This window comes from Kitasatospora xanthocidica (assembly GCF_014656195.1).
Taxonomy (GTDB): domain Bacteria; phylum Actinomycetota; class Actinomycetes; order Streptomycetales; family Streptomycetaceae; genus Kitasatospora; species Kitasatospora xanthocidica.
This window is the reverse complement of record NZ_BNBY01000008.1, coordinates 195,617-221,963: the sequence shown is the minus strand read 5'-3', so window position 1 is coordinate 221,963 and position 26,347 is coordinate 195,617. Positions and strand designations below refer to the sequence as shown.

The window sequence follows — 26,347 nt, the reverse complement described above, 5'->3', positions numbered from 1 at the left end:
GACTGCATGGAAAGTATGCCACGCTGGCACTACCGTATGAACTGGATCAGTTACCGAAGGTGCTGGCCGTTGGCTCAACCATGCCCTGAGTCAGGAGACTTCCATGACCGCTCAGCCCTCGCCAAACCCCCGCCCGTTCGACCAGGAGCTGTGCGAACTCGTGCTCGACACCGCGCCCCGGCTGTTCGCCGTCGTCCAGGTGTGCGGCGAGGGCCCTGCCGACGCCGACGGGTGGGTCGTGGCCTGGGGGCTCGCCGACAACGACGGGCCGACGCACGTGATCGGCGTCGACGGGCGGCTGCGAATGACCCTCGCGTCACCCGAGCGAGCCGTTCGCCATTTCGCCGGGCAACCGGGGATCACCGCGCGGCTGGTCTGGCTCGCACAGCCGGGTGCCGCCGCGTTGGACCGGGCCGAAGCCGCCTGAGCCCTCCGAAACCAGCGCCGCCGCCTCCGGATGTGTCCACAAGCGGAACGATGCGAAACCATGGCGCCAACGAGACTGCCGTGCCAGCCTGTTCGAGGCCTCAAGCGGACAGCGGTCGAACACTGACCGCACCCATCGGCCTTCCTGCACTGTCGACTTGAGACGGGAGTACGGAATGCGCATCACGATCAAACCGCGTGCGGCCAGGCTCGCAGCGGTGGCGGCACTGACGGCCGGCGCGGTGGCCATGGCCACCGGGAGCGCCTACGCCGCCGGTCCGGGCGGGGCAGAGACCTGCCCCAGCGGTAGCGTCTGCCTGTACTACAACTCGCCCGGGAACGGCTGGGGTTCGTTCGAGAACTGGTCCCCGGGCCAGAACGTCGACCTGCACAACTTCACCTTCGCCCACTGGGCGAACGGCTCGGGCTACGGCCAGACCGTCTACCAGAACGCGGCTTCGATCGTGAACAACACCGGCCACACCGTATGGGTCAGCCGGGTCAGCGACGGCCTCTGGTACGCCTACGGCAACGGATACGCAGGATCACTCAACATCACGGCCAACGACGACGCCCGCCTGTTCACCTGACAGATCATCCGAAAGACCCGCAGGGGCCTCCACCTCGCGTGGAGGCCCCGTCGCGGCTGCGCGAACCACCACCCGTCAACACGCCCGTCCGGATGGCGCGCCTGCCGACGAAGGCATGGGTCGAGCTCTCTCACGGGTCATCCCATTCACCTGCGTCCGCCGCTGCTCTCTCGTTAGCGCGAGAACCAGGAGAGCTACCCAAGTTTGGGAGGCACGGGATGATTGGGTATATATCGGAGCCGGAGCGACTCCCAGTAGCGGCTGCCAAGGTGGATGAGGGAGCAGACAAGGTCTCACAGTCCGACACCGGCTTCGGTGAGTCGGCGGCGGCCGCAATCCGACACGGCGATTGGACCATCGGATCGTCCCTCGGCGCGTGCGCCAGTCACGGGTCTGCGCCAGCGCCAACATGGCGCACTTCCTCTCCGGCACCGGCGAGCCGCTCGATCTGAACGTCGAGGACATGCTGAGGGACATACCCGACTTCCAGGGGAGCGTTTCCACCACGCTGGACGGAAACATCCCGGGCTGGGAAGCCGAGGCTCTGGCGGAGTACCGGCGCACCGGCAAACCCGTCGCGCTGGTTCAGCAGACCGGTTGGCAGCCCATGTCCGCGACGCCCGACAGCAGCAAGGACTGGTTCTACGCGGTCGGTTCCTTCCACTACAACACCGGAGCGAAGATCGAGGTCAGGCCGACCTCACCCGGTGCTCCGCCGGAGGTGACCGTCACCTACAAGACGCACGTCCGCGACCGGTACAACTGGGACCACCGGAAGGGGACCGACGTGCCGGGCATCGGCTATGTTTCGGACGACGACCTCCAGCGCCTCCACCGGACCGGTCTGGCGCAGGAGTTCGACATGGGAGGCAGCAGTAGGAACAGGACCAGGAAGCTCTGACATGACGTCCGGTGGTTCCGCTCGCAGGCCGTGGACGCGTTGGCTCCTGGGCACGTTCCTCGCGCTGTGCGTGCTGGTCACCGTGGGATGCGTCTGGTGGGGTGTGGCCGGGGTCCTGCGGACCTTCGATCCGCGCGAGACCGATGCCGACCGCGCGGAGCGGCTGGCGGGCCTGCATCACGAGCAGCACCCCGCCAAGGGGCGGTACTACGTCCCGGCGGACGCCGTGCTCTCCCGAACCGCCGACGGGAAGCCGGTCGCCTACCTGCACTACGGACTCGGCGGGGGCGACGACGTCAACATCGACGACTTCCTCAGCACGTACGACCTGGCCCGGCCCGGAGCCCCCGCACCGCTGCCGGAGGACCTGCGGGCCGCGCTGCCCGGCAACGAACCCACCGAAGGCTCGCTGGTGCCCGGCGGGCAGGCCGGACGGCAGATCTTCGTGGTGGCGCGGCCGTCCACCACGTCCACACCGGGCGCGGCCGACATCTACGTCCGGGCCACCGGCACCTGAGCGGGCCCGCCGCGCGGAGCGACGCGGCGGGCCCGGATCGTGGCTGGACCTCAGGAGGCGGCAAGCCAGGCGGCGGGGCCGCCGACCTGGGTCCAGTTGGTGCCGCCCTGCCACTGGAACACGCCGCTGCGGTCGGGGCTCAGGCCGTACACGTGGCCGGCGCCGTCGATGGTGAACTCGGCGCCGGGGCCGCCGATCCGGGACCAGTTCCCGCCGCTGTAGCGCCAGACGTCCCCGGTGCCGGGGTTGGTGGCGAGCAGGGTGCCGCCGCCACCGGCGACGATGCTGCCGGCCGGGCCGCCGACCTGGGTCCAGTTGGTGCCGCCCTGCCACTGGAAGACGGCGCTGCGGTCGGGGCTGAGGCCGTACACGCGGCCCGCGTCGTCCACGGCGAACTGGGCGCCGGGGCCGCCGATCCGGGTCCAGCCGGTGCCGTCGTAGCGCCAGACGTCCCCGGTGCTGGGATTGGTGGCGATCAGGGTGTTGCCGCCGGCCGCGATGCTGCCCGCCGGGCCGCCGATCTGGTTCCAGTTGGTGCCGCCCATCCACACGAACACACCACTGCCGTCCGGGCTGAGCCCGAAGACGTGCCGGCTGCCGTCCAGGGCGAACTGCTTGCCCGGGCCGCCGATCCTGGACCAGCTGTTGGGGCTCCAGTTGTAGACGTAGAGGTCCCCGCTGGTCGGGTTGGTGGCGACCAGCCCGCCGCCGCCGGAGACGATGGTGGCGGCCGGGCCGCCGACCTGGGTCCAGGCGGCGCCGTTCCAGTTGTAGACGCCGCCGCGGTCGGGGGAGAGCGCGAACACAGCGGTCGAGACCGCGATCGGGGCGCCCGGCCGGGCGACGGACGCGGCCGCGCTCACCGGTGCGAGGGCGACGGCGGACGTGGTGGTGGCCTGGGCCGGGACCGCCAGCAGCGGGGCGGCCGCGAACGCGAGCGCCAGGCCGGTGAGGAGGAGTTTGCGGGTCGTGGCACGGAGGTGCATCGCTTCCAACCTTCTGGTGGTGTGGGAGTGCGCATGGCGCGTGCTGTTGATCCGAGCGGCTGATCCGAACTGCCAGTCATTGGCGTGGACATGGCGGAGACAGTCTTGCCCGCCGCCCCCTGGCCTGTCTTACGACGAACTGCGGATTGCCCGCCGCACTCCTGGTGCGCTACAAGCAATCCGGGCCCGCCGCGAAGTACGCGGCGGGCCCGGGGAGTTGGGGGGCCACAGGTCAGCCGGAGGCGGCCGCCTCCGCGTCGTTCCGGGAGACGTTCTCGTCGTCGCCCTGGTCCTCGTCGTCCCAGCCGTCGCTGCGGTCGCGGTGGAGGGTGAAGCGGTCGTACAGGACCGGTGTCGGGAAGGGGTTGGCGGCGGTGGCGGGCACCGAGTGGTAGTAGCTGACGGTGATGGTGGTGCGGCCGCCGGGCACCAGGCCCGGGTCGACGTCGAAGACGGCGACGCCGTACGGGTACTTGGTGTCCGGATCCGTCACCGCTGACCAGTGGGCCTTCTCCTTGGCGTCCGGGTCGGCCTTGAAGGTGAGCCGCTGGGTGCGGACGAAGGCCTCGCGCACGCCGTCGCCGTCGGCGGGCAGGTAGACGTCGTCGTGCCCGGCGGTGCCGCCGCCGCCGAGGATCAGGTGGACGGTGCCCTGCGAGGTGTCGATCTGCCGCAGGTCGTCGTCGGCCACCGCCGGAGTGAGCAGCCCGCCCGGGGCGGTGCCGCGCACCGGGTGGGTGCGCTCGTAGTCGTGGTCGTGGCCGGCCAGCACCAGGTCGACGGAGTAGCGGTCGAGCAGTGGCAGCAGTTTCTCGCGGATGCCCATGTCGCCGCCGTGGCTGGCGGAGGAGGAGGACATCGCGAACTGGTGCATGTTGGCGACGATCCAGTCCACCGAGCGGCCGCGCCGGGCCCGCGACAGCACCCGTTCCAGCCAGCGGAGTTGGGCGCCCTCGCTGTAGTCGCTGATGTAGATGGACTGCCCGGTGGCCGGGTCGAGGCTGGCGTCGTCCTCGACCGCGATCTCGTTGCCGTCCAGGCTGACGAAGAGCACCGAACCGACCTGGAAGCTGTACCAGTTGCCGCAGTGGTCGCGGGTGCCGTTGTCGGGCAGTTCGAAGCGGGTCAGGTACGAGGCGTACCCGAGGTCCCCGCCGCCGGCCTCCACCTCGTGGTTGCCGGGTGCGGGCATCCACGGGCGGTTCGCGGCCGACGTGGACAGGTTGTTCATGAACGCGTTCCAGCACTGCGGCTGGAGGTCCGTGTTGTTGTTGGCGTACGCGAGGTCGCCGTTGAGCAGGTGGAACAGCGGGTTGAACTGCTCGACCTGGCGGACGGCCGCGGCGCCGTGTCTCGAGGACTTCTTGAACACGTTGTCGCCGGTGCCCAGGTCCCCGAAGCTGGTGAACCGGAAGGCCGCCCGGCCGCGCGCGGGCGCCGTGCGGAAGGTGCCGCGCACCGGGTCCGCGCCGTCGTGCAGGACCTCGTAGACGTACGTGGTGTCGGGCCGCAGGCCGGTCAGCCGGACGTGGTGGGTGAAGGTCTCGACCTTGTTGAGACCGTCGACGTAGGTGCGGGTCGCCGCGTCCACGGTGTGTCCGGCGCCGCCGCGCGGGGTGCCGATCCGTACCCGGGGGCGGCGCACGGAGGCGCCGGTCGCCCAGGAGACCGTCATCTCCCGGGAGGGCTCCTCGCCCCACTGGAGGTGGATCTGCTCCGGGCCGGGCGTGCCGGCCACCGCCGGCTGGGTCCACAGCAGGGTGGACGCGGGCAGTGCGGCGAGCGCGCCGGCCGCCGTCCCCGTCCGAAGGACCGTCCTGCGCGAGGGATGTGTCGAAGGGTGTGTCGAAGGATGGACCGAAGGGTGTGCCACGACTGCCGCCTCCTGGGCTCCGGGAATCGCCCAGGAGGCTCCCAGCCGAACCGCACGGCCGGACCACGACCGGCCGTGCGTACGGGGAACGGCAGTTGAACACCGGTCGGCCGGAAAACGTCGGTGCACGACCCGCGCCCCCACGACCCACGCCCCCACGACCCGTGGCGACCGGTCAGCGGGGCTCAGCCGGTGGCGACCACGCCCGGCAGACCGGTGGCGACCCCGTCCAGGGCGTGCGAGCAGACGCAGTCCCGCGCGGCGGGCAGGCTCTCCAGTGCCTTGAACAGCACCGTGCGCAGCCGGTCGACGTTCCCCGCGAAGACCTTCAGCACCTCGGCGTGGGTGACGCCCTCGCCGCTCTCCACCCCCGCGTCGAGATCGGTGACCAGCGCGAACGAGGTGTAGCAGAGCCCGAGTTCACGGGCGAGGACGGCTTCCGGGTGGCCGGTCATGCCGACCACCGACCAGCCGTTGGCGGTGAACCAGCGGGACTCGGCGCGGGTGGAGAAGCGCGGTCCCTCGATCACCACCAGGGTGCCGCCGTCCACCGGTTCCCAGTCCGCGTCGCGGGCCGCGTCCAGGGCCGCCCGTCGCCCGGCCGGGCAGTACGGGTCGGCCATCGACACGTGCACCACCTCGGGGACGGAGCCGTCCGGCAGCAGCAGCCCGTCGTAGAAGGTCTGCACCCGCCCCGAGGTCCGGTCGACGAACTGGTCGGGCACCAGCAGCGTCCCCGGCCCGTACTCCGGCCGCAGCCCGCCCACCGCGCACGGTCCGAGCACCTGCCGCACGCCCAGCGAGTGCAGCGCCCACAGGTTGGCCCGGTAGTTGATCCGGTGCGGCGGCAGCCCGTGGCCGCGCCCGTGCCGGGGCAGGAAGGCGACCCGCCGCCCGGCCACCTCCCCCACGAACAGCGCGTCGCTGGGCGCCCCGTACGGGGTGTCGACGCGCACCTCGGTCACGTCGTCGAGCAGCGCGTAGAGACCCGAGCCGCCGATCACGCCCAACTCGGCCCGTACGGTGCCCTGATCGCTCGTCATCGTTCGTACCCTTCGTCGAGGAACGTCCGGGCCACCCTACGGGGGGTGGGTGGAACGGGGTACGGCCGATCGGCCGCGGGCCGCCGGGGTGGTCCCGCGCGGCCGTGCGGGTGACCTGCCGGACGTGTCGGCGGCGGCGCGCCCCACCGGTCGTGCGTCGGTGGGAGTGCGCCGCCTCCGGTCGGTGCACGCCCTGTCCCCGGATCTGAGAGCCGCCGATGCCTCCCACCGCTCGTCTCCGTCGCCTCGTCCCCACCGCGCTCTGCGCCCTCGCCGTGGTCCTCGCCGCCCCCGCGGCCCACGCCGCACCGCCGGGGCGCGACACCGGGTCCGACCCCGGACGGGCGGGTGACGACCGGTACGACTGGGACAGCGTGGCGGCCTGCGAGAGCAGTGGCGACTGGCGCGTCAACACCGGCAACGGCTACTTCGGCGGCCTCCAGTTCGACCAGCCGACCTGGCGCGAGAACGGCGGCCTCGCCTACGCCCCGCGCGCCGACCTCGCCACCCGCGACCAGCAGATCGCCGTCGCCCAGCACCTGGCCGGCCACCGCGGCCTCTCCCCGTGGCCGGTCTGCGGCGCCCGCGCCACCCGGGACCACGACCGCGGCGGCGTCCTCCCGCCCCCGGACGCCCCCGCGACCGCCCCCGCGACCGCCGTCGAAGCCCCCACCCCCGGAGCCGGTACCTGGACCGTCCGCGAGGACGACACCCTGGCCGACCTCGCCGAGCGGCTGCGCGTCCCGGGCGGCTGGCCGGCCCTGTACGCCCTCAACCGCACGGCCGTCGGCGAGGACCCGGACCTCATCCAGCCCGGCACCGTCCTCGACCTCCCCTCCTGACCCGCCGCCTGGACCCGTCCCCTCTCCCCCCGACCCGCCGCCCACGCCCTCCCCCTCCCGGGCGTGGGCGGCGCCGTGCCCGGTCACACCGAAGACGGCCGGGGAACGCCGACGGCCCGACCGCTCACCGGGAGCGGACGGGCCGTACGGGTACGGGCAGGGGGTCAGCCGACGTGGACCCGCGGACGGCGTGAGCGGTCGGGTTCGGCCTCGCGCAGCACCTCGCGGGTGACCGGTGCGACCTCGCCCTGGCCGAACAGGAAGAAGCGCAGGAACTGGGCGAAGGGGTTGCCCTCGGTCCACTCGAAGTAGAGGTGCGGCCGCTGCCCGGTGCGGTCCCGGACGGTGAGCGCCAGGGCGGCGATCGCGTTGGGGATGCTGGAGCTCTCCAGGGTGAGGACGCGGTAGCGGCCGTGCAGGACCTCGCCGCGGACGGTGAGCTCGGCCTCGAAGTCGGAGGCGTCGCGGACGGTGACCTCGACGAAGACCAGGTCGTCCTCGCCGGGGATGTCGTTGTCGGCGCGGATCTGGCGGATCTTGTCGCGGTACTCGGCGTTGTCGCGGCGGCTCGGTTCGTTGGCGATGAGCCGCAGCGGGCGGTGCGCGTAGTCCCTGATGAAACGTTCCGCCACATCGTCCAGCGCGACGTTCGTGACGCGCAGCTCGAAGGCGCGGCGCAGCCGGGAGAGCAGCGAGACCAGGATGATGCCGGCGATGAAGCAGGCACCGATCTTGAGACCGTCCGGCCGCTCCATGCAGTTCAGCACGGTGGTGTAGAGGAAGACCGCCGAGATCGCCGCGAAGGCGACCGTCCAGCCCTTCTCGCGCTTGCGGTACGCGGCGATGGTCACCGCGATGGCCGCCGAGCTGATCAGCACCAGCACGCCGGTCGCGTACGCGCCGCCCTGGGCGTCCACGTCGGCGTCGAAGATCCAGGTGACCAGGAAGCCGACCACGGTCAGCACGATCACCATCGGCCGCACCGCGCGCGCCCAGTGCGGCGCCATGCCGTAGCGCGGCAGGTAGCGCGGCAGCAGGTTGAGCATGCCGGCCATCGCGGAGGCGCCGGCGAACCAGAGGATCGCGATGGTGGAGAGGTCGTAGACGCTGCCGAAGGCGCCGCCCAGGTACTCGTGCGCCAGGAAGGCCAGGGCGCGGCCGTTGGCGTCACCGCCGGGCTTGAACTGGTCGGCCGGGATGAGCAGCGTGGTGATGAAGCTGGTGGCGATCAGGAAGCAGCTCATGATCACGGCGGAGGTGGTGAGCAGCTTGCGGGCGCCGCGGATCCGGCCGGCCGGGTTGGCCTCGGTGTCACCGGGCGCGCCCTCGATGTGCGGCATCACGGCGACGCCGGTCTCGAAACCGGACAGGCCGAGCGCCAGCTTCGGGAAGGTCACCAGGGCCACGCCGACCATGATCACCGGGTTGCCGTGCTGGGCGGTCAGCGCGTCCGTCCAGTCGGTGACCACGTGCGGCGCCTCGACGATCTTCCAGAGGCCGACGGCCACCACGACCACGTTCAGCGCCAGGTAGACGCCGACCAGCGCCACCGCCAGGCCGATCGCCTCACTGAAGCCCTTGAGGAAGACCGCGCCGAGCAGCGCCACCAGGACCAGCGTGATCAGCACCTGCTTGCCGCCGAGCATGCCGTTCAGGTGCGGGTTCTCCACCAGGTGCGCGCTCGCGTCGGCGGCGGACAGCGTGATGGTGATCAGGAAGTCCGTCGCCGCGAAGCCCAGCAGCGCCAGGACGAACAGCTTGCCCTTCCAGAACGACAGCAGCCGCTCCAGCATCGCGATCGAGCCCTCACCCCGCGGGCTCTCCTTGGCCACCCGCCGGTAGACCGGCAGCGCGCCCAGCAGGGTGACGACCACCAGCACGATGGTGGCGATCGGCGACAGCACGCCCGCGGCGAGGGCGGCGATGCCCGGCTGGTAGCCGAGCGTCGAGAAGTAGTCCAGGCCGGTCAGGCACATCACCCGCCACCAGCGCTGGCCGGCGTGCGCACCGGGCGCGGCGGTTTCCCCCGCCGCCGCACCCTCGTGCCCGGCGCCCGCGGACGCCGTACCCGCAGGTGCCGTACCCGCGTGTGCCGAAGCCTTGTGCGCCGCCTCCGGACCCCTGGCCGCCGCGGACGGCTGCGCGGGCTTCTCCGCGCTCACGTCCTCCAGCAGCCAGGTCCGCAACCGTATTCGCGCCGACGGAGAACCCTCCGCCGTCGCCCCCGTCGAACCCGACGAAACCACGTGACACCTCTTGTTTAAAGACCCCGCAAAGTCGCCGTCGGGCGACGGCAGTGCGCCAGGCTATGCGACGGGCGTTAAGGGCACGTCATCGGGACGCGTTAAGAAAACGTCATGACGCCGCAGGTCGGCGCGGGTGCACGGCGCGGCGGGCCGGGACGCCGGGGTGCGGAGCGGGCTCCCCGCCCCGGCGTCCCGGGATGCGGACGGGGGTTACGCCTGGTAACCGAGGACCGTCATCATGCCCGTCTCCGCGTGGTACACGTTGTGGCAGTGCACCATCCACAGCCCCGGGTTGTCGGCGTCGAAGTCGACGGCCAGGGTCGCGCCCGGCAGCACGATCGCGGTGTCCTTGCGCGGGCCGCCGCCGGGCAGCGCGAAGCTGTGCCCGTGCAGGTGGACGGGGTGCCACATGGCGGTGCTGTTGCGGAACTCCAGCCGCACCCGCTCACCCGCCGCCACCGGGTAGCGCTGCGCCGGGTCGTACGGGCGGCCGTTGAACGCCCAGTCGGCCTTCGCCATGCCGCCGGTGAGCTCCAACCCCACCGTACGGTCGGGGGACTTGGCGGACAGTCGGACGTCCGGGCCGGCCTTGAGCTGCCCGGCGGTGACCAGCTTGCCGTCCAGCTCGGCCGGGCGCACCGAGGCGTCGGGCGCGGCGCCTCCGCCGGTGCGCAGCACGGCCAGCGCGGTGGCGTTCTTGCCCTCGGCGAGCGCGGTCAGCGGGAAGACGCCGTCCTGGGCGGTGACCAGGACGTCGTAGCGCTCGCCCATGCCGAGCAGCAGCGCCCGGGTGGTGGCCTGCTCGACCGGGAAGCCGTCGGTGTGGGTGACGGTCAGCTCGTGGCCGCCGAGGGCGACCCGGTAGGCGGTGTCGCCGGCCGCGTTGATCAGCCGGATCCGGATCCGGTCGCCCGGCTTGGCGGTGAAGGTCTCGGGCGCGGTGGCGAGCCGGCCGTTGACCAGGTGGAACGGGTGGGCCACGTCACCGGCGTCGCCGCCGAGCAGGGGGCTGGAGGCACCCATCAGCATCCGGGAGGGGCCGGTTGCTCCGCTCTCCGCACCAGACGCGCTTCCCATGCCGGGCATCCCCGGCATGTCGTGGCCGGAGCCGCCCGAGTGGTCCGTCCCGCCCATCCCGCCCGTGCCGCCCATGCCCTTGGCGAGTTCGGCGAGGACGGCGTCCGGGGTACTGCCGTCGACGCCGTCCACCCAGTCGTCCAGGACGACGACCCACTCCTTGTCGTACCGCAGGGGCTCCTTCGGGTCCTCGACGATCAGCGGCACGTACAGGCCGCGGTCCTGCTGGACGCCGGAGTGCGGGTGGAGCCAGTAGGTGCCCGGGTGGGTCAGCGCGAAGCGGTAGTCGAAGGACCCGCCGGCCTTGACGGCGGCCTGCGTCACACCCGGCACGCCGTCCATGTCGTTGCGCAGCGCGAGGCCGTGCCAGTGCAGCGAGGTGGGCTGCGGCAGGTGGTTGGCGAGGGTGAGGGCGAGCGTGTCGCCGACGGTGGCCCGGACCTCCTGACCGGGCAGGCGGTCCCCGTACGCCCAGCTGCGGACGGTGCGGCCGCCAAGGTCGAGGGTGGTCTCGGTGGCGGTGAGCGCGACCTTCCGCTCCGGGCCCGGGTTGCGGCGGGCCTCGGCGGCGGCGACCTCAGGGCCGTTCGGGGCGACGAAGCCGGTGGGCGCGGCACCGGAGGCGGTGGCCGAGCCGGTGGCGCTGCCGGTGCTCCCGGTGGCGCCGTGGTTCATGGCGGAGTGGTCCATGCCCTTCATCGAGTCGGACGAGCAGGCGGCGACCAGGCCGGCCCCGGCGGCGCCGAGCGCGGCGCCGAGGACGGTACGACGGGTGGGTGTGCGCATGACGGAGTGCACCTCGTGCGGTGTGGTGTGGGTGAGCGGGACGTCGCGTCCGCCGTTCCGTGCACGGGCCTGTCGGGGCACGCGGGCACGGGACGGCGGGCGCGCGCCTACTGACGCAGCACCGAAAGCCGGGTGAGGAGTGTCCGCCCGCCGCCGGGCGGGGGCAGCGCGCGGACGGCCCGCAGCAGCCTGGCCCGCACCTCGGCGGCGGCGTCGCCGCTGCGGCGCAGCAGGTGGCCGGCGACGAGCAGCGCCAGGGCCCAGCCGACGAGGACGGCGAGGCAGACCGCCATCGGGTCCATGCCGTCGGCGGAGGCGGGGTCCATGGCCGAGGCTGGTACGGGCTCAGCAGCCATCGTGTGGTGTTCGGGAAGCTGCTGCGCCGCCGTCACGCGGTCGTCACCCTTGTGGTGCCCACCATGTCCGGCAACCGGATGCCCGAGCGCGTGCATCGTCAGGACGCCCAGCAGCAGCGCGGCGAGGAGGAGCGGGCGCAGCACCCACGGGACGGCGGGCCCGAACGGTCGCGGTGACCGCGCCATCGTTCGCCTCCTCACCGTCCTAGCTGATCCCGTACCCCCGCAGGGTATCCCGAACTGCGGCGGCGGACCGAGCCGGGGTCAACTTCGTTCACCCTCTTGGCAGGTGCAATTTCACATTGCTATGTTACGCCTCACTCGGGGGCGGCCCCGACCCCGCACCGCCCGCCCCCTCCCCCCGGCAGTCCCGGGCCGGACCCCCACGGCACTGCCGCCTCGCACCGCCCTGCCACTTCCCCCTCCAGGAGTTACGGTGTCAACTTCCCGCGTTGCCAAGCGAGTCCTGCTCGCTTCCGCGATGGCCCTCACGCTCACGCTGCCGACCCTGCAGACCGCCCAGGCCCTCACCCCCACGCCGTCGTCCCCCTCGGCCCCCACGGCCCAGTCGGCCGCCCCGGCCACCCCGGCCACGCCCGCCCAGGCCGACCCCGACCGGCGCACCGCCTACGACGACGTCGACCACCTCGGCACCGACGCCGCCAAGCCCGGCGCCCCCGCCCCGGCCCCCGGCGGCGGCTCGCTCGGCGACTCGCTCATCCCCGGCCTGCTGCCCGACCACGTGGGCGCGCCCGCGCCCACCGCCGGCCCGGTCACCGCCACGGCCGCCACCGCGCCCACCACCGCCGCGGGCGTGCCCTGTACCGTCGACGGGCTCACCGGCCTCGGCGCCGACCAACTGGTCGCCTTCCTCACCGATCCCGCGGTCACCGCCGACGGCTGTCTCAACACGCTGCTCTGGACCTGGGACGCCCGCTTCACCACCACCATGGACAACGCCCACGTCCAGGCGGTCGCCAAGCGGATCGCCCAACTGTCCGCCACCGACGACGGCACCGGCTCCTCACACGTCTACGAGCTGTGGACGTACCTGCACGCGACCGTCTACCACGCCTTCACCCACCACGAGTTGAACGTCTCCGACCCCGCCACGCTCAGCTCGGTCCAGCAGGCGGTCACGGCGTACGCGGGCAGCGCGCACGCCTTCGACCGCACCGACCTCGCCGCCAACGTCCTGCGCGAGACGGCCATCACCGCCGGCACCGACGGCCTCCGCCAGAACAACCTCGGCCTCGCCCGGCGCATCCTCGGCGTGCTCGCCCCCGGCACCACCGTCGCCGACAGCGCCGCCTGGGGCAAGGCCGTCCTCCAGGCGCTCAACCTCAACTACCTGGGCATCTACAACCAGGACCCGGCCTTCCTCGCCGCCGTCACCGCCGACGCCGACTACCGCGCCGCGTTCCGCGCGTACGCCTCCTGGGGCCACCTCAAGGGCACCCGGAACGCCTGGACCGCCCGTGACGCCGTCGCCGAGGCCGGCCGCTTCGGCCAGATCCCGGCCCTGCGCGACGCCACCGTCGCCGGCCTCGGCGCGCTGATCGACACCACCAGGACCTCCTTCGGCGAGTGGTCCGACCCGTGGGTCAAGGCCATCGGCTGGGCCGCCACCTACGGCGTCTGCCACCAGTACGGCGTCTGCGTGTCCGATCTGGAGGCCAGGCTCTTCCCCCACACGTACACCTACGACAACGGCGCCATCGAGGTCCGCACCGCCCTCGACAAGGCCACCGTCGACCAGATGTACTACGCGAGCAAGCAGGTCAAGACCCAGTTCTTCCGCGTCCTCGGCACCGACCAGCCGCTCGCCGGGGACACCAACTCCACGCTGCACATCCACCTGTACGCCTCGCGCGCCGACTACGAGGTGTACCAGCCGGTCCTCACCGGCTACAGCACCGCCAACGGCGGCATGTACATCGAGCGCGGCGCCACCTTCTACACCTACCAGCGGCGCGTCCCGCAGGACTCCCAGCTCACCCTCGAGGAGCTGTTCCGCCACGAGTACACCCACTACCTCAACGGCCGCTGGGCGGTGCCGGGCTACTTCGGCGACGCGCGCTGGTACGCCGACGACAAGACCACCGCGATGGACGAGGGAACCGCCGAGTTCTTCGACGGCGCCACCCGCGACCAGGGCATCCTGGTCCGCAAGTCGCTGGTGCGCAAGCTCGCCGCCGACGAGGCCGCCGGCATCCCGCGGATGACCGTCGCCCAGCTCCTGCACGCCAAGTACACCGACACCCCGGCCTTCCACTTCTACAACTACGCCGGCACCTTCTTCGAGTTCCTCTGGCAGAAGCACCCCACGCTGCTGCGCGAGATGTACGGCTACGAGCGCGCCGACGACCCGGCCGGGTTCGACGCCTGGCGCACCCGGGCGGGCGCCGACGCCGCGCTCCAGAAGGAGTACTCGGCCTTCCTCGACGAGCAGATCAAGAACGTCGACAAGCTGTACGTCCCGTCGACCTCCTTCATCGCCGACGACGCCCTCGACCTCGCCTGGGCCGACGACGTCCAGGAGGAGTTCGCCGCCGCCACCTCCTCCACGCCCACCTGCAAGGACAACGGCGACTGGGCCAACAAGCCGATGCGCTTCGTCTGCACCGGCCGCATCACCGCCAACCTCTCGGACTCCGCCAACCCGGACAGGGTCTTCAAGGACATGTCCGACACCGTGGACTACTTCCTCCTCACCCGCACCAAGAACGTCGACGAGGCGAACAACCTCAACGACATGAACTGCACCTTCGGCAAGGTCGACGTCTGGAAGACCGGCAAGGCCGGCACCGCCGACTACACCTGCGAGGGGCCGCTCCGCCGGTAGCCGTCCGGAATCCACCGGCAACCACCGGGCGCGGTACGGACTGTGGGGTCCGTACCGCGCCCGGCCGACTCACTCCTCCCGCACCTGCCGGACGGCCGCCGCCAGGTGTTCGCGGAACCAACGGTGGCCCGGATCGGCCGAGTTGCGCGGATGCCAGGCCATCCCCAGCTCCAGCGGAGCGAGTTCGAGCGGGATCGGGAAGGTGCGCAGCCCCAGCGCGTCGAGCGTCTCCGGCAGCCAGTCCGACAGGCCGAGTGCGACCAGGTCGCTGTCCCGGGCCAGCAGCATCGCGGTGGTGTGGCTCGGCACCACCACCGCGACCCTGCGCCGCAGTCCGCGCTCGGCCAGCACGGTGTCGATCGGCCCGAGCCGCTTGCCCCGCCGCGAGATGCCGATGTGGTCGGCCGCGGCGAAGCGCCGGGCGGTGATCCGCCCCTCGAACAGCGGATGGCCGCTGCGGGCCACACCCACCAGCGGCGCCCGGACCAGCGGCCGGGTACGGATCTCCGGGTCCAACTGCCCGAGCACGCCCACCTCGACGTCCACCAGCCCCTGACGCAGCGCCGGCCCGCCCTCCAGCGCCTCCGGCAGGAACAGCACGTCGACCTTCGGCGCCTCCGCGCGGATCCGCTCGGTCAACGACCCGGCCACCCGGACCAGCACCACGTCGCTGGTCTGCACAGTGAAGGTCCGCTCCAGGTGCACGGGGTCGAACCCCGCCCCGGGACGCAGCACGTTCTCGCAGCCCCGCAGCAACGCGCCCACCTCCTCACGGAGTTCGAGCGCCCGCGGGGTCGGCACCATCCCCTGGCCGGCCCGCACCAGCAGCGGGTCGCCGACCGCGCGGCGCAGCCGGGCCAGCATCCGGCTCACCGCCGCCGGCGAGGTGCCGAGCCGCTCGGCGGCCCGGGTCACACTGTTCTCCTGGAGCAGGGCGTCCAGGGCCCGCAGCAGGTTGAGGTCCATGATTCTGCTCCTGAACTGCACTTTTGCGTATAGGGAAACTATCCCCTGCCAATCTTTGCATGGTGCCGGCGCCCCGGGGCGCCGAGAGTGGAACCGTTCACACGGAAACCCGCCGCAAGGAGCACCCGTTGTCCACCACCTCCCGTTCCCACCTCGCCGGGGACGTCCTCGCCGTCGTCAGCCAGAGCGGCCCGACCGTCTCCTTCTTCGACGCCGCCACCGACCGGCTCCTCGACACCGTCGAAATCCTCGCCGAACCCCACGAGTTGCTCTTCGACCCGACCCGGCGCCAGCTCTGGTGCACCACCGCCTACAGCTCCGGCTACTACCACGCGCACAACGGCCGGCGCACCGAGCTGACCCTCATCGACGCCGACACCCGCCGGATCGTCGAGGTGATCGACCTCGCCCCCGAACACGGCCCGCACGGACTGGCGTTGGACGCCGAGCGCAACCGCCTCTACGTCAGCGTGGAGGGCGGCCCGGACCGCCCCGGCGGCGTCGTGGTCATCGACACCGAGACCCGCCGCTCGCTCGGCCGGATCGACACCGGCGCCCCCGGCCCGCACTGGTTCGCCATCTCCCCGGACGGACGCACCGGCTTCGCCACCAACAAGGAGGCCCCGTTCGTCTCGGTCGTGAACCTCGGCCGGGGCGTCATGACCACCAAGGTCGAGGTCCCCGGCAGCGAGGGCCTCGCCGTCTCCCCCGACGGCACCCGGGTCTACGTCGCCGGCCCGTACCTCGGCTACGCCGCACGGCCCGACGCGGCCCCCGGCATCCGGGTGATCGACACCGAGACGGCCTCGGTCGTCGCCGTCCTCCCGACCGAGTCCGCCGCGCTCCCGGTCCACCTGACCTCCACCGGCCGGATCCTGGCAGGCGAGGTCCGCTCGGCCCCCGACCCCGACTCCGCGCTCGGCCGCCAACTCCCCGGCCGGCTCACCGTGTTCTCCGCCGACGACCACCGGCGCCTCGGCTCCGTCGAGGTCGGCCTCTTCCCCCTGACCATCACCTCCTCCCCCGACGGCCGCTTCGCCTACGTCTCCTGCGTCGTCTCCTCCACCGTCGACGTCGTCGACCTCGACACCCTCACCTCCGTCTCCCGCCTCACCGTCCCCAAGCTCGCCGAACCCGGCGCCCACGGCCTCGCCTACATCCCCCGCCCGGCCTGACGGCCCCGGCGAAACACCCGTGCCCCGGACCGATGGTCGTCGGTCCGGGGCACGGGTACGGGCGGGTACGGCGGCGGCAGCCGTCAGACCAGGCGCCAACGCTGGTTCGGGACGCCTGTCGGGTACCACTGGATGACCACGGCACCGTCGGCGCCGCTGTTGCCGTTGACGTCGAGCACGTGCCCGCTGTTGATGTTGATCACCGCCTGGTAGCCGTCGTCGCCGACGTTGACCTCGCCCCAGTGCTGGTTGTCACCGCCGTGGCAGCTCCACTGCTGGACGGCGGTGCCCACCGAGGTGCTCCACCCGGGCACCTCCAGGCACTTGCCGCTCGCCTTGTTGACGGCCAGGCCGTTGCTGAAGGTCCACTGCTGGTTCGCACCGCCGGTGCACGTCCACTGCCGCACCGGCGCGCCGTCGTCGGTGCGCCAGTCGGCGACCTCCAGGCACTTGCCGGTGGACTTGACCTGCAGCTGCTTGGCGACGCCGGCCGTGTCCATCTGCTTGTAGATCATCCCGTCGCCGGCCGCGGCCGGCGAGGCGGTGAGCAGCCCGCCGCCGAGGACGACGGCGAGTGCGGCGGCTGCCGAGCCGACGCGGCGCTTGATCGCGGTGTTCCCGAACATGTTTCCCCCTGTGGGTCGGTGACGTGCGTGAAGCATGGGACGTAGGTGAGCGTGCGGTTTGCGGTGGACCGTCAGATGAGCTCCCAGCGCTGGTTGGCGCCGAGGTTCGACTCCCACTGGATCACCGGGGTGCCGTCGGCCGGGTCGCCGCCGTAGAGGTCGAGCAGCTTGCCGCTGTTGGAGTTGACGATCTCGATGTAGCCGCCGAAGTAGGCGCCCTGCTCCCAGTGCTGGGCGGCGGTCCCGTTGCAGGTCCGCTGCTCGATCCCGGCCCCGAGTTCGGTGCTCGCGCCGACGACCGCCAGGCACTTGCCGCTGAACTGGTTGACGGCGACGCCGTCCCGGAACCACCACTTCTGGTTGGCGCCCCCGGTGCAGGTCCACTGCCGCACCGGAGCACCGTCGTCGGTCCGCCAGTCCGCGACCTCCAGACACTTGCCGCTGGACCAGGACATGACCTGCGCGAACCGGCCGTAGCTGTCGACCGGCGGCCGGTCGGCCGCCGAGGCCGGCGCGGCGAGCACCCAGCCGCCGACGGCGACGGCCAGCGCGGCGGCGGCCGAGCCGAGACGGCGCTTGACCACGGTGTTCTCGAACATGATCCCCCCAATGGATCTCTGACGTACGACTACCTGAGATTGCCACAGCGGCACGGCCCAGCCGTCCCCGCCCCCGGCCCAGCCGGTGCCCGGCCCGACCGGGGCCGGGCCGGGCACCGGCTTCATCGGGCTACCGGCCTCAGCCGAGCAGCCAGAGCTGGTTGTCGCGGAGGCTGGGGTCCCACTGGTCCACCGCGGCGCCGTCGTTCGGGTTCCACCCGCTGACGTCGAGGAAGTAGCTGCTGGCGACGTTGTGGATCGACATCAGGCCGTTGTCGTGGATGTTGACCTTCCCCCACTTCTGGTTGTTCGTCCCGTCACAGCTGCGCTGCTCGATCAGCGCGCCCCGCTGGAGGCTCGCACCGACCACGGCCAGGCACTTGCCGCTCGCCTGGTTGACCGCCACACCGTCGCTGAACGTCCACTGCTGGTTCGCCCCGCCCGTGCAGGTCCACTGCCGCACCGGAGCACCGTCGTCGGTCCGCCAGTCCGCGACCTCCAGGCACTTTCCGTTGAACGCCACCCGGACCTGCACCGCCTGGCCCGCGGTGTCGATCGGGTTCCAGTTGGCCGCCGAGGCCGGCGCGGCGGCGAGCAGCCCGCCGCCCACGACGACGGCGAGCGCGCCGGCAACCGAGCCGAGACGGCGCTTGACGGTGGTGTTCTCGAACATGATCCCCCCAAGGATTCGTACACGACTGACCAGGCCCGGGCGGCATCGCCCGGCCCGTCGGAGCCGTGGTGTCGATGTGTCGGAAGCGAGCGGCCGGCCCTTCCCGACCCTCTCACTCGGATAGACGTGCGACGCCCGCCGAGGTTGCAGGCCGGTTCGAAGAAATCTCGGCCCACCCTCCCGGCCGTCGAGATCCGGCCACCCCGGCCCGCTCCCCCATATGCGCCCCCGAGGGCCCGTCTTCGAACCCCCGTCGTCCGCCCGCCAGGGCGGGCGGGGCGGCGTTGGGGTGCGTGCATCGCAAGGCGGAGGAGGGAGTCCATGCGGAGCATCGGCGACCGACGACAACGCGGCGAGGTGCGTGCCCCGGCGTCGGCCCGCAGGCGGGGGTCCGAAGACGGGCCCTACGGGCGTGGACGCGCCCGCCAGCGGGCATTCACCGGTCATGGCAGCAAGCACGAGCGACGTGAGAAGGTACGACCCATGAAGGCGATCAAGTTCATCCTCAATGTCATCTGGCTCGTTTTCTGCGGCATTTGGATGGCGCTTGCCTACACGCTCGCCGGCATCATCTGCTGCGTCCTGATCGTCACCATCCCGTTCGGGATCGCTTCGTTCCGGATCGCCGGCTTCATCCTGTGGCCGTTCGGGCGGACGGCGGTGGAGCGGCCCGACGCCGGGGCGGCGTCCTGCGTCGGCAATGTCATCTGGCTGGTCTTCGCCGGGTGGTGGCTGGCGATCGGGCACCTGATCACCAGCATTCCGCTGTTCCTGTCGATCATCGGGATCCCGTTCGGCTGGGCCAACCTCAAGATGATCCCGATCTCGCTGATGCCGCTCGGCCGCGAGATCGTGCACACCGACCAGGAGTGGGGCGCCCGGTAACACCCCGCACACCCACCGACGGCCGGCGAGGGCATCGCGCCCCGCCGGCCGTCGGCGTTCGGACGGGTCCCGGGTGACGCCCGGGTCAGCGGCGAGCCGTCGCCCGGCGGAGGCCGTAGGCGGCGGCGCCGAGGGCGAGGACGGCGGCGCCGCTGAGGACGGCGGACGCGGGGAGGGCGAAGGCGAGGAGGAGGCAGCCGGCCGTGCCGACGATCGGGACGAGCCTCAGGGGGCGGCCTTCGGCGGGGGTGAGGGTCCAGGCGGAGGCGTTGGCGACGGCGTAGTAGGCGAGGACGCCGAAGGAGGAGAAGCCGATCGCGCCGCGTACGTCGCCGACGGCCGCGATGACGGCGACCACGGTGCCGACGGCCAGCTCGGCGCGGTGGGGTACGCCGAAGCGGGGGTGGACGGCGGCGAGCGGGTGCGGGAGGTGGTGGTCGCGGGCCATCGCGAGGGTGGTGCGGGAGACGCCGAGGATCAGGGCGAGCAGCGAGCCGAGCGCGGCGACCGCGGCCCCGGCGCGCACCACCGCGACCAGGCCGGGGGCCCCGGCGGCCCGGACGGCGTCGGCCAGCGGCGCCCCGGCGTGGGCGAGGCGGTCGGGGCCGAGGACGGCCAGGACGGCGAGCGCGACGGCGGCGTAGACGACCAGGGTGATGCCGAGCGCGAGCGGGATCGCGCGGGGGATGGTGCGCCGCGGGTCGCGGACCTCCTCACCGAGGGTGGCGATCCGGGCGTACCCGGCGAAGGCGAAGAACAGCAGGCCCGCCGCCTGGAGCACGCCGTGGAGGCCGGCGTCCGCGCCGACGGCCCAGCGGCCGGTGTCGACGTCGCCGCCGGTGAGGCAGGCCGTCACCACGGCGGCGAGCACGGCCAGCACGACGGCGACGATCGCCCGCGTGAGCCGGGCCGCCTTCTGCACGCCGACGTAGTTGACCGCGGTCAGCGCCACGACCGCGGCGACCGCGACGGCGTGGGCCTGTCCGGGCCAGACGTAGGAGCCGACGGTGAGCGCCATCGCCGCGCAGGAGGCGGTCTTGCCGACGACGAAGGCCCAGCCGGCGAGGTAGCCCCAGAACGCGCCGAGGCGTTCCCGGCCGTAGACGTAGGTGCCGCCGGACTGCGGGTAGCGGGCGGCGAGCCGGGCCGAGGAGGTCGCGTTGCAGTACGCCACCACGCCGGCCACTGCCAGCCCGATCAGCAGTCCGGACCCGGCGGCGGCCGCGGCGGGCGCCAGGGCGGCGAAGACGCCGGCGCCGATCATCGACCCGAGCCCGATCACCACGGCGTCGAACACGCCCAGGTGCCGCCGCAGTTCCCCCGGCCCGGCCACCGTCCTCGCCCCGCTCATCGAATCGACCTGCACCTCTCCTCGTCGGGCCCGGACGACCGCGCACCCTACCGGAGGGAGGAGAACGGCCGGGGCGTCCGAGCGGTTCGGGCGGTCAGCCGGTGGTGGGGCGGGGACCACCCCGGTCAGCGGGCGCAGGGACCGGCGGTGCCACCGGGCCGGTCGGCGGGTTGTGCCGCGGGTTGTGCGGCGGGCTGTGCGGCGCAGCCGGCCGTCGGTGCCGTCGGCCCGGCCCGGTCGGCGAGGGCGGGCGCGGCCGGGTGGGCGAGGGCCAGGGCGAGCAGGGCGGCGAGGGCGGCGTCCGCGACCAGGGATCGCATGGGCGTACGAGCAGTCATGCCGGGACTGTGCGCACACCGACCGTGCGGCATTCCCGGCGGGCCGCCGTTCCACCCGCCCGGACGAGCGCGTACCCCCGACGCGTGCCCCGCTCCCCCGGCGCGCGCCGGACACCCGCAGCCCGCCGGACCGGACCCGAGGGGCTACAGCCCCAGGATCCGCACCGCCGCCTCCCGCATCTCGACCTTGCGGATCTTCCCGGTGACCGTCATCGGGAACTCCTCCACCACGTGCACGTAGCGCGGGATCTTGACGTGCGCGAGCCGGCCCGCGCAGTACGCCCGGACGGCCTCCGCGGTGAGCGGCTCGGCGCCCTCGCGCATCCGGATCCAGGCCATCAGCTCCTCGCCGTACTTCGGGTCGGGGACGCCGATCACCTGGACGTCGAGGACGTCCGGGTGGGTGTACAGGAACTCCTCGATCTCGCGCGGGTAGAGGTTCTCGCCGCCGCGGATCACCATGTCCTTGATCCGCCCGGTGATGGCGAGGTATCCGTCCTCGTCCATCACGGCGAGGTCCCCGGTGTGCATCCAGCGGGCGGCGTCGACGGCCTCGGCGGTGCGCTCGGGCTCGTTCCAGTAGCCGAGCATGACGGAGTAGCCGCGGGTGCACAGCTCGCCCGGCTCACCGCGCGGGACGGTACGGCCGGTCGCCGGGTCGACGACCTTGACCTCCAGGTGCGGGCCGACCCGGCCGACGGTGGAGACCCGGCGATCGACCGAGTCGTCGACCCGGGTCTGGGTGGAGACCGGCGAGGTCTCGGTCATGCCGTAGCAGATGGAGACCTCGGCCATGCCCATCCGCTCGATGACCTCCTTCATCACCTCGCTCGGGCAGGGCGAGCCGGCCATGATGCCGGTGCGCAGGCTGCCGAGGTCGTAGCGCTCGAAGTCGGGGTCGGCCAGCTCGGCGATGAACATGGTCGGCACGCCGTACAGCGAGGTGCAGCGCTCGGCGGCGACGGCGGCCAGCGTGGCGCCGGGCTCGAAGGACGGGGCGGGGATGACCGTGCAGGCGCCGTGCGAGGTGGCCGCCAGGTTGCCCATCACCATCCCGAAGCAGTGGTAGAACGGCACCGGGACACAGATCCGGTCCTGCTCGGTGTAGTCGAGCAGCTCGCCGACGAAGTACCCGTTGTTGAGGATGTTGTGGTGCGACAGGGTCGCGCCCTTGGGGAACCCGGTGGTGCCGGAGGTGTACTGGATGTTGATCGGGTCGTCCGGGGCCAGCTCGCCCTGGCGCTCGGCGAATTCCGCGAGCAGCGCCGGGTCGGCCCGCCGGCCGGCGACGAGCACCTCGTCCCAGCCGGGTCCGCCGGTCAGCAGTACGCGCTCCAACTCGGGGCAGCGCGGCCGGACTTCCTCGATCATCGCGGCGTAGTCGGAGGTCTTGAACCGCTCGACGGCGACCAGCAGCCGGATCCCGGCCTGCTTCAGCACGTACTCCAACTCGTGTGCGCGGTAGGCGGGGTTGACCGTGACCAGGATCGCGCCGAGCTTGGCGGTGGCGTACTGGGTGAGCGTCCACTCGGCGCAGTTGGGCGCCCAGATGCCGACCCGGTCGCCCTTGGCGATGCCGAGCCGCAGCAGGCCGAGGGCCAGGGCGTCGACGTCGGCGGCGAGTTCGGCGTACGTCCAGCGGCGGGCGGTGGGCCGGTCGACCAGGGCGTCGCGGTCGGGGAAGGCCCGCACCGCGCGGTCGAGGTTCTCCCCGATGGTGTCGCCGAGCAGCGGGACGTCCGAGGTGCCGGATGAGTAGCTGCGACTGGTCGGCGTGGTCCGCACGTGCTGCCTCCTGGCTGGGGATCGCGAGGGTCGGGGACCATGGTCCCGACCCCGCGGCTCCGGCGCCACCCCCGAACGGGGGTACCGCGCCCCGGCACACCCCCTTCGCATCCGCGCCCCGGCACGACACCGGGGCCGCCCGTCGGTGCGACGGACGGCCCCGGGGCCAGGAGCTCAGGTCACGCGTTGATGCAGGTGTTGCCGATCGCCGGGTTCAGGATCGAGATGACGCCGATCGTGTTGCCGCAGACATTGGCCTCGATGTTGATCGGGATCTGGATCTGGTTGCCCGACAGGACGCCCGGCGAGCCGAAGGCGACACCGTTGGCGGTGGCGCCGCCGGCCGCAGCGGTACCGGCGCCGGCGAGGACGCACACCGCGGCGACGGCCGTGGCGGCGAGGTAGGTGCGAAGACGCATTGCGTCACTCCTTGTGAGGGTGGCGAACATCCGTGTGACGATCACACTCGCACCGATCGAACTCGACGGCAGGTCGAGAGCGGCCGAATTGGTCACTCAGAGGGCGTGTCGCCCTCCCGCCCCACCGGATCCGGCCCGCCGGGCCCGGCCACGCTCAGTGATTCCAGCAGCTCACGCGCCGGTTCCAGCTCCGGTTCGGCCGCCAGCGCCGCGCGCAGCAGGGCGGCCGCGGCAGCCGCGTCCCCGTTCCGCAGGGCCTCCAACGCCCGGTTGAAGTCGATCCGACCGGCGTAACGCAGCCGGAACAGCACGGACAGGTCCTCCCGGCAGGAGGGGCAGCACAGGCTCGCCGGGTCCGCCGCCACCTTGCACAGCGGACAGAGCACCTGGAGGTCGGGCACGGCACTCTCGGGCACAGCACTCTCGGACACGGCACTCTCGGGCACGACACTCATCGCGGACCGGCCTCCTCCGGGCGCACCGGACCCAGCGACTCGGCGCTCGGCTCGCTGCCCAGCTCCCGCTGCGCCTGCGCGTACAGGGCCAGCAGGTTCGACATGTGCTTGTTGACCTCCTCCATGTTCGGCGCCTCCACGGCGGCGTCCAGCCCGCGCAGCTCGGCCATGACCAGCTGGCCGAGGGCGGGCGAGACCATGTTCTGGGTCACGTAGACGTTGCACATGGTGAGCATCCGCATGGTGTGGCCGAGCGAGTCGCACAGCTCGTCCGCCCGCTGGGCCGCGCGCATCGCGCCCTCCCAGTCCGCCGCCTCGCGCTTCAGCCGCAGCTCGGCGGCGACCGACCGGAGCCGGTCCAGGTCGCTCGGGTCGAGGAGCTTCTCGCAGTAGTGGATGAACAGGCTCAGGTACGCCTCCGAGCCGCGCACCCAGCGCTGCGCCTTGAGCTGGCGCTGGGCCCGCTCCAGCGCCTCGTCCACCGACTGGCCGCGGGTCTGGCCGGCCGCCAGGTCGTCCAGGGTGTCCATCAGCCGCTGGGCCTCGCGCATCTCGGCCTCGGTCAGCTCGCCGCCCCAGCGGTCGGTGAAGGTCTCGATCTGCCGCTGCTGCTCCTCGACCTGCACCTTCAGCTCCGGGTCGAGGGTGACCCGCTCCAGCTTGACGGTCTTCTCCGCGCCGCCCTGGATCCGTACCGACAGGGTGATGGTGCGGTCCCGGTCGAGGCCGAAGGCCACCTCCACCGGGGTGCGGCCGCCGAGGCCCTCGGGCAGGCGCAGGGTGAGGTGGCCGATCAGCTCGTTCTGCTGGGCGATCTCGTGCTCGCCCTCGTAGACCGCGATCTCCAGCCGCTGGCGGCCGCTGCCGGACACCACGAACTCCCGGCTGACCGGCGAACTCGTCGGGTAGCTGGTGTTCTTGGGGATGATGACGGCGAGCCGGCCGTCGTTGAGCTCGATCCCGAGGTTCTTCGGTGTGATGTCGAAGGGGTTGGTGACCTGCATCAACTCCCCGCAGCCGGTGCAGATCTCGCTGCCGGGCGGGCTCACCTGGCCGCAGGAGCCGCAGCGCAGGCCGACGTCCTCGGCCGCCGTGGAGGCCACCCTGGTCTGACCGGGGGCGGCCGAGTTGAGCGCCTCGCCGCAGAGTTCGCAGGCGGTGACCCCGGGCGCGGCCGGGGTGCCGCAGCGCGGGCAGTTGTCGCCGCGCACCACGGTGGTGGCCTGCGTCTGCTTCGGGATGCCGACGCCGCCGGAACCGGCCATGGACTGACCGCACTTGGGGCAGTCCGCGGCCGCGGAGTCGACCGGGATGTGGCAGGTCTGGCAGGACACCCGGTCGCCGCCCAGCAGGGAGGTCGCGCAGTTGGCGCAGTTGGAGGCGGAGAGGTCGCCGGGGGCCCGGCACTCGGGGCACTCCACCTCGCCGACCAGCGCGGACTGCACGGCCGCGCCGAGCGCCACGCACTGCATCGGGTTGACGCCGCGCCGGATCCGGCGCGGGCCGAACACCTCGCCGAGCCGCCGGGCGACCAGCGGGATCGCGGTCGAACCGCCGACCAGGACCACCTCGTCGATGTCCCCGACGGTCAGGTTGGCCTGCATGATGGCCTTGTGGGTCAGCTCGATGGTGCGCTCGATCTGGGCCTCGATCAGCTCCTCGAACCGGGCCCGCTCGAACTCCGTCTCCAGCACCAGCTGTCCGGCGCCGAGACCGGGCAGGATGACCTCGGAGGACTCCTGGTTGGAGAGCTCGATCTTGATCGTCTCGGCGGTGGAGGCGATCTTCGGGCGGTCGCGCAGGTCCGGCTGGTAGTCCGAGCCGTACTCCTCCCGGATGTCCTCCAGCAGCGCGGTGGTGATCGCCCGGTCGAAGTCGTCGCCGCCGAGCAGGTTGTCGCCCTCGATGCCGAGCACCGAGACCGAACCGGGCACCAGCAGCAGGATCGAGATGTCGAAGGTGCCACCGCCGAGGTCGTAGACCAGCACGGTCTTGCCCTCGTCGCCGGCCTCCGAGGTGATCCCGTACGCGAGCGCGGCGGCCGTCGGCTCGTTGATGATCCGCAGCACGTGCAGGCCGGCCAGCCGGCCCGCCTCCTGGGTCGCCGCGACCTGCCGCTCGCCGAAGTAGGCGGGGACGGTGATCACGGCCCGGTGGAACGGCTCGCCGAAGCGCTGCTCGGCGTCCTCCTTGAGCCGGTGCAGGATGATCGCGGAGATCTCGATCGGCGTGTACGAGCGGCCGTTGAACCAGACGTTGACGTCCCCGTCGGTGCCCGCGGTGACCTTGTAGTCGACCTCCTTCAGGGCGGCCTGGACCTGCGGGTCCTTGAACTTGCGGCCCATGAAGCGCTTCACCGAGCGGATCACGTTGACGCCGTCGATGGCGATCCGGCCGCGCGCCGTGGAGCCCACCAGCAGCTCGCCCTTGCGGCCGCTGCCGACCACCGAGGGCGTGCCCTCCTGGTTCTGCCGGTTGAAGATGATCTCCGGCTCGCCCCGGCGCAGGTGGGCGACCACCGAGTTGGTGGTGCCCAGGTCGATGCCGAGTGTGCGGTACATGTCGTTCCCCTCTTGCCCCTCGTGGT

General features: G+C 72.3%; 24 protein-coding genes. 8 read left to right on the top strand and 16 right to left on the bottom strand.

What is annotated here, in order from left to right:
* Window positions 1-103: 103 nt before the first annotated feature.
* The 4 genes from IE332_RS17250 (at window position 104) to IE332_RS17235 (ending at window position 2,434) form a co-directional block, all read left to right on the top strand.
* Window positions 104-427, top strand: coding sequence for a hypothetical protein (locus tag IE332_RS17250; RefSeq protein ID WP_189917012.1), 324 nt, complete (start codon window positions 104-106; stop codon window positions 425-427).
* A 175-nt stretch (window positions 428-602) separates the two neighbouring features.
* Window positions 603-1,016, top strand: a complete 414-nt coding sequence (locus IE332_RS17245) for a peptidase inhibitor family I36 protein (protein ID WP_189917010.1) — start codon at window positions 603-605, stop codon at window positions 1,014-1,016.
* Window positions 1,017-1,392: 376 nt separating this feature from the next.
* Window positions 1,393-1,917: a hypothetical protein gene (locus IE332_RS17240; RefSeq protein WP_189917008.1), complete on the top strand. Its 525-nt coding sequence runs from the start codon at window positions 1,393-1,395 to the stop codon at window positions 1,915-1,917.
* Between the two features lies 1 nt (window position 1,918).
* Window positions 1,919-2,434, top strand: a complete 516-nt coding sequence (locus tag IE332_RS17235) for a hypothetical protein (RefSeq protein WP_189917006.1) — start codon at window positions 1,919-1,921, stop codon at window positions 2,432-2,434.
* Window positions 2,435-2,484: 50 nt separating this feature from the next.
* Here the strand turns inward: IE332_RS17235 and IE332_RS17230 are convergent, their stop codons facing one another.
* The 3 genes from IE332_RS17230 to IE332_RS17220 form a co-directional block, all read right to left on the bottom strand.
* The gene (locus tag IE332_RS17230; RefSeq protein ID WP_189917004.1) at window positions 2,485-3,420 is read right to left on the bottom strand and encodes a hypothetical protein; all 936 of its coding nucleotides are present in this window, start codon (window positions 3,418-3,420) and stop codon (window positions 2,485-2,487) included.
* 232 nt (window positions 3,421-3,652) lie between these two features.
* Window positions 3,653-5,158 carry a purple acid phosphatase family protein gene (locus IE332_RS17225; RefSeq protein ID WP_189917002.1) on the bottom strand — a complete coding sequence of 502 codons (1,506 nt, stop codon included), beginning with the start codon at window positions 5,156-5,158 and terminating at the stop codon, window positions 3,653-3,655.
* A 320-nt stretch (window positions 5,159-5,478) separates the two neighbouring features.
* Complete coding sequence (locus IE332_RS17220; RefSeq protein WP_189917000.1) at window positions 5,479-6,336, bottom strand: S-methyl-5'-thioadenosine phosphorylase; 858 nt, start codon at window positions 6,334-6,336, stop codon at window positions 5,479-5,481.
* Window positions 6,337-6,554: 218 nt separating this feature from the next.
* Here IE332_RS17220 and IE332_RS42230 point away from each other — a divergent pair, with 218 nt between their 5' ends.
* Window positions 6,555-7,178 (top strand): LysM peptidoglycan-binding domain-containing protein, encoded by a 624-nt coding sequence (locus tag IE332_RS42230; RefSeq protein WP_189916998.1) that lies wholly within the window; start codon window positions 6,555-6,557, stop codon window positions 7,176-7,178.
* A 164-nt stretch (window positions 7,179-7,342) separates the two neighbouring features.
* Here IE332_RS42230 and IE332_RS17210 read toward each other — a convergent pair whose 3' ends face one another.
* The 3 genes from IE332_RS17210 to IE332_RS17200 form a co-directional block, all read right to left on the bottom strand.
* The gene (locus IE332_RS17210; protein WP_189917314.1) at window positions 7,343-9,154 is read right to left on the bottom strand and encodes an APC family permease; all 1,812 of its coding nucleotides are present in this window, start codon (window positions 9,152-9,154) and stop codon (window positions 7,343-7,345) included.
* A 480-nt stretch (window positions 9,155-9,634) separates the two neighbouring features.
* Window positions 9,635-11,287: a multicopper oxidase family protein gene (locus IE332_RS17205; RefSeq protein WP_189916996.1), complete on the bottom strand. Its 1,653-nt coding sequence runs from the start codon at window positions 11,285-11,287 to the stop codon at window positions 9,635-9,637.
* A gap of 107 nt (window positions 11,288-11,394) precedes the next feature.
* On the bottom strand, window positions 11,395-11,829 hold the full coding sequence (locus IE332_RS17200) for a DUF6153 family protein (RefSeq protein ID WP_189916994.1): 435 nt from the start codon (window positions 11,827-11,829) through the stop codon (window positions 11,395-11,397).
* A gap of 295 nt (window positions 11,830-12,124) precedes the next feature.
* On the opposite strand from IE332_RS17200, the gene IE332_RS41900 reads away from it, so the two are divergent.
* Window positions 12,125-14,488, top strand: coding sequence for a collagenase (locus tag IE332_RS41900; protein WP_189916992.1), 2,364 nt, complete (start codon window positions 12,125-12,127; stop codon window positions 14,486-14,488).
* A gap of 69 nt (window positions 14,489-14,557) precedes the next feature.
* Here the strand turns inward: IE332_RS41900 and IE332_RS17190 are convergent, their stop codons facing one another.
* Window positions 14,558-15,454 (bottom strand): LysR family transcriptional regulator, encoded by an 897-nt coding sequence (locus IE332_RS17190; protein WP_189916990.1) that lies wholly within the window; start codon window positions 15,452-15,454, stop codon window positions 14,558-14,560.
* Between the two features lie 128 nt (window positions 15,455-15,582).
* On the opposite strand from IE332_RS17190, the gene IE332_RS17185 reads away from it, so the two are divergent.
* Window positions 15,583-16,629 carry a YncE family protein gene (locus tag IE332_RS17185; RefSeq protein WP_189916987.1) on the top strand — a complete coding sequence of 349 codons (1,047 nt, stop codon included), beginning with the start codon at window positions 15,583-15,585 and terminating at the stop codon, window positions 16,627-16,629.
* Between the two features lie 83 nt (window positions 16,630-16,712).
* Here IE332_RS17185 and IE332_RS17180 read toward each other — a convergent pair whose 3' ends face one another.
* From IE332_RS17180 to IE332_RS17170, 3 genes are all read right to left on the bottom strand, one after another.
* Window positions 16,713-17,255, bottom strand: coding sequence for an RICIN domain-containing protein (locus IE332_RS17180; protein ID WP_189916985.1), 543 nt, complete (start codon window positions 17,253-17,255; stop codon window positions 16,713-16,715).
* A 71-nt stretch (window positions 17,256-17,326) separates the two neighbouring features.
* Window positions 17,327-17,854 carry an RICIN domain-containing protein gene (locus IE332_RS17175; RefSeq protein WP_189916983.1) on the bottom strand — a complete coding sequence of 176 codons (528 nt, stop codon included), beginning with the start codon at window positions 17,852-17,854 and terminating at the stop codon, window positions 17,327-17,329.
* 139 nt (window positions 17,855-17,993) lie between these two features.
* Window positions 17,994-18,527 (bottom strand): RICIN domain-containing protein, encoded by a 534-nt coding sequence (locus IE332_RS17170; protein ID WP_189916981.1) that lies wholly within the window; start codon window positions 18,525-18,527, stop codon window positions 17,994-17,996.
* Between the two features lie 483 nt (window positions 18,528-19,010).
* Between IE332_RS17170 and IE332_RS17165 the strand changes: the two genes are divergently transcribed.
* Window positions 19,011-19,412, top strand: coding sequence for a YccF domain-containing protein (locus IE332_RS17165; RefSeq protein ID WP_189916979.1), 402 nt, complete (start codon window positions 19,011-19,013; stop codon window positions 19,410-19,412).
* Window positions 19,413-19,497: 85 nt separating this feature from the next.
* On the opposite strand, the gene IE332_RS17160 is transcribed toward IE332_RS17165, so the two are convergent.
* From IE332_RS17160 to IE332_RS17135, 6 genes are all read right to left on the bottom strand, one after another.
* Entirely contained in the window at window positions 19,498-20,763 is a 1,266-nt protein-coding gene (locus IE332_RS17160) for an APC family permease (RefSeq protein ID WP_189917312.1), read from the bottom strand.
* A 125-nt stretch (window positions 20,764-20,888) separates the two neighbouring features.
* Window positions 20,889-21,101, bottom strand: coding sequence for a hypothetical protein (locus IE332_RS17155; RefSeq protein ID WP_189916977.1), 213 nt, complete (start codon window positions 21,099-21,101; stop codon window positions 20,889-20,891).
* Between the two features lie 144 nt (window positions 21,102-21,245).
* A complete protein-coding gene (locus IE332_RS17150; protein ID WP_189916975.1) occupies window positions 21,246-22,997 on the bottom strand; it encodes an AMP-binding protein in 1,752 nt (583 codons plus the stop codon).
* Between the two features lie 68 nt (window positions 22,998-23,065).
* Window positions 23,066-23,305, bottom strand: coding sequence for a chaplin (locus IE332_RS17145; protein ID WP_189916973.1), 240 nt, complete (start codon window positions 23,303-23,305; stop codon window positions 23,066-23,068).
* A 92-nt stretch (window positions 23,306-23,397) separates the two neighbouring features.
* On the bottom strand, window positions 23,398-23,760 hold the full coding sequence (locus IE332_RS17140; protein WP_189916971.1) for a hypothetical protein: 363 nt from the start codon (window positions 23,758-23,760) through the stop codon (window positions 23,398-23,400).
* Window positions 23,757-26,321 carry an Hsp70 family protein gene (locus tag IE332_RS17135; RefSeq protein ID WP_189916969.1) on the bottom strand — a complete coding sequence of 855 codons (2,565 nt, stop codon included), beginning with the start codon at window positions 26,319-26,321 and terminating at the stop codon, window positions 23,757-23,759. Before IE332_RS17135 ends, IE332_RS17140 begins: the two co-directional genes overlap by 4 nt.
* Between the last annotated feature and the right edge of the window lie 26 nt (window positions 26,322-26,347).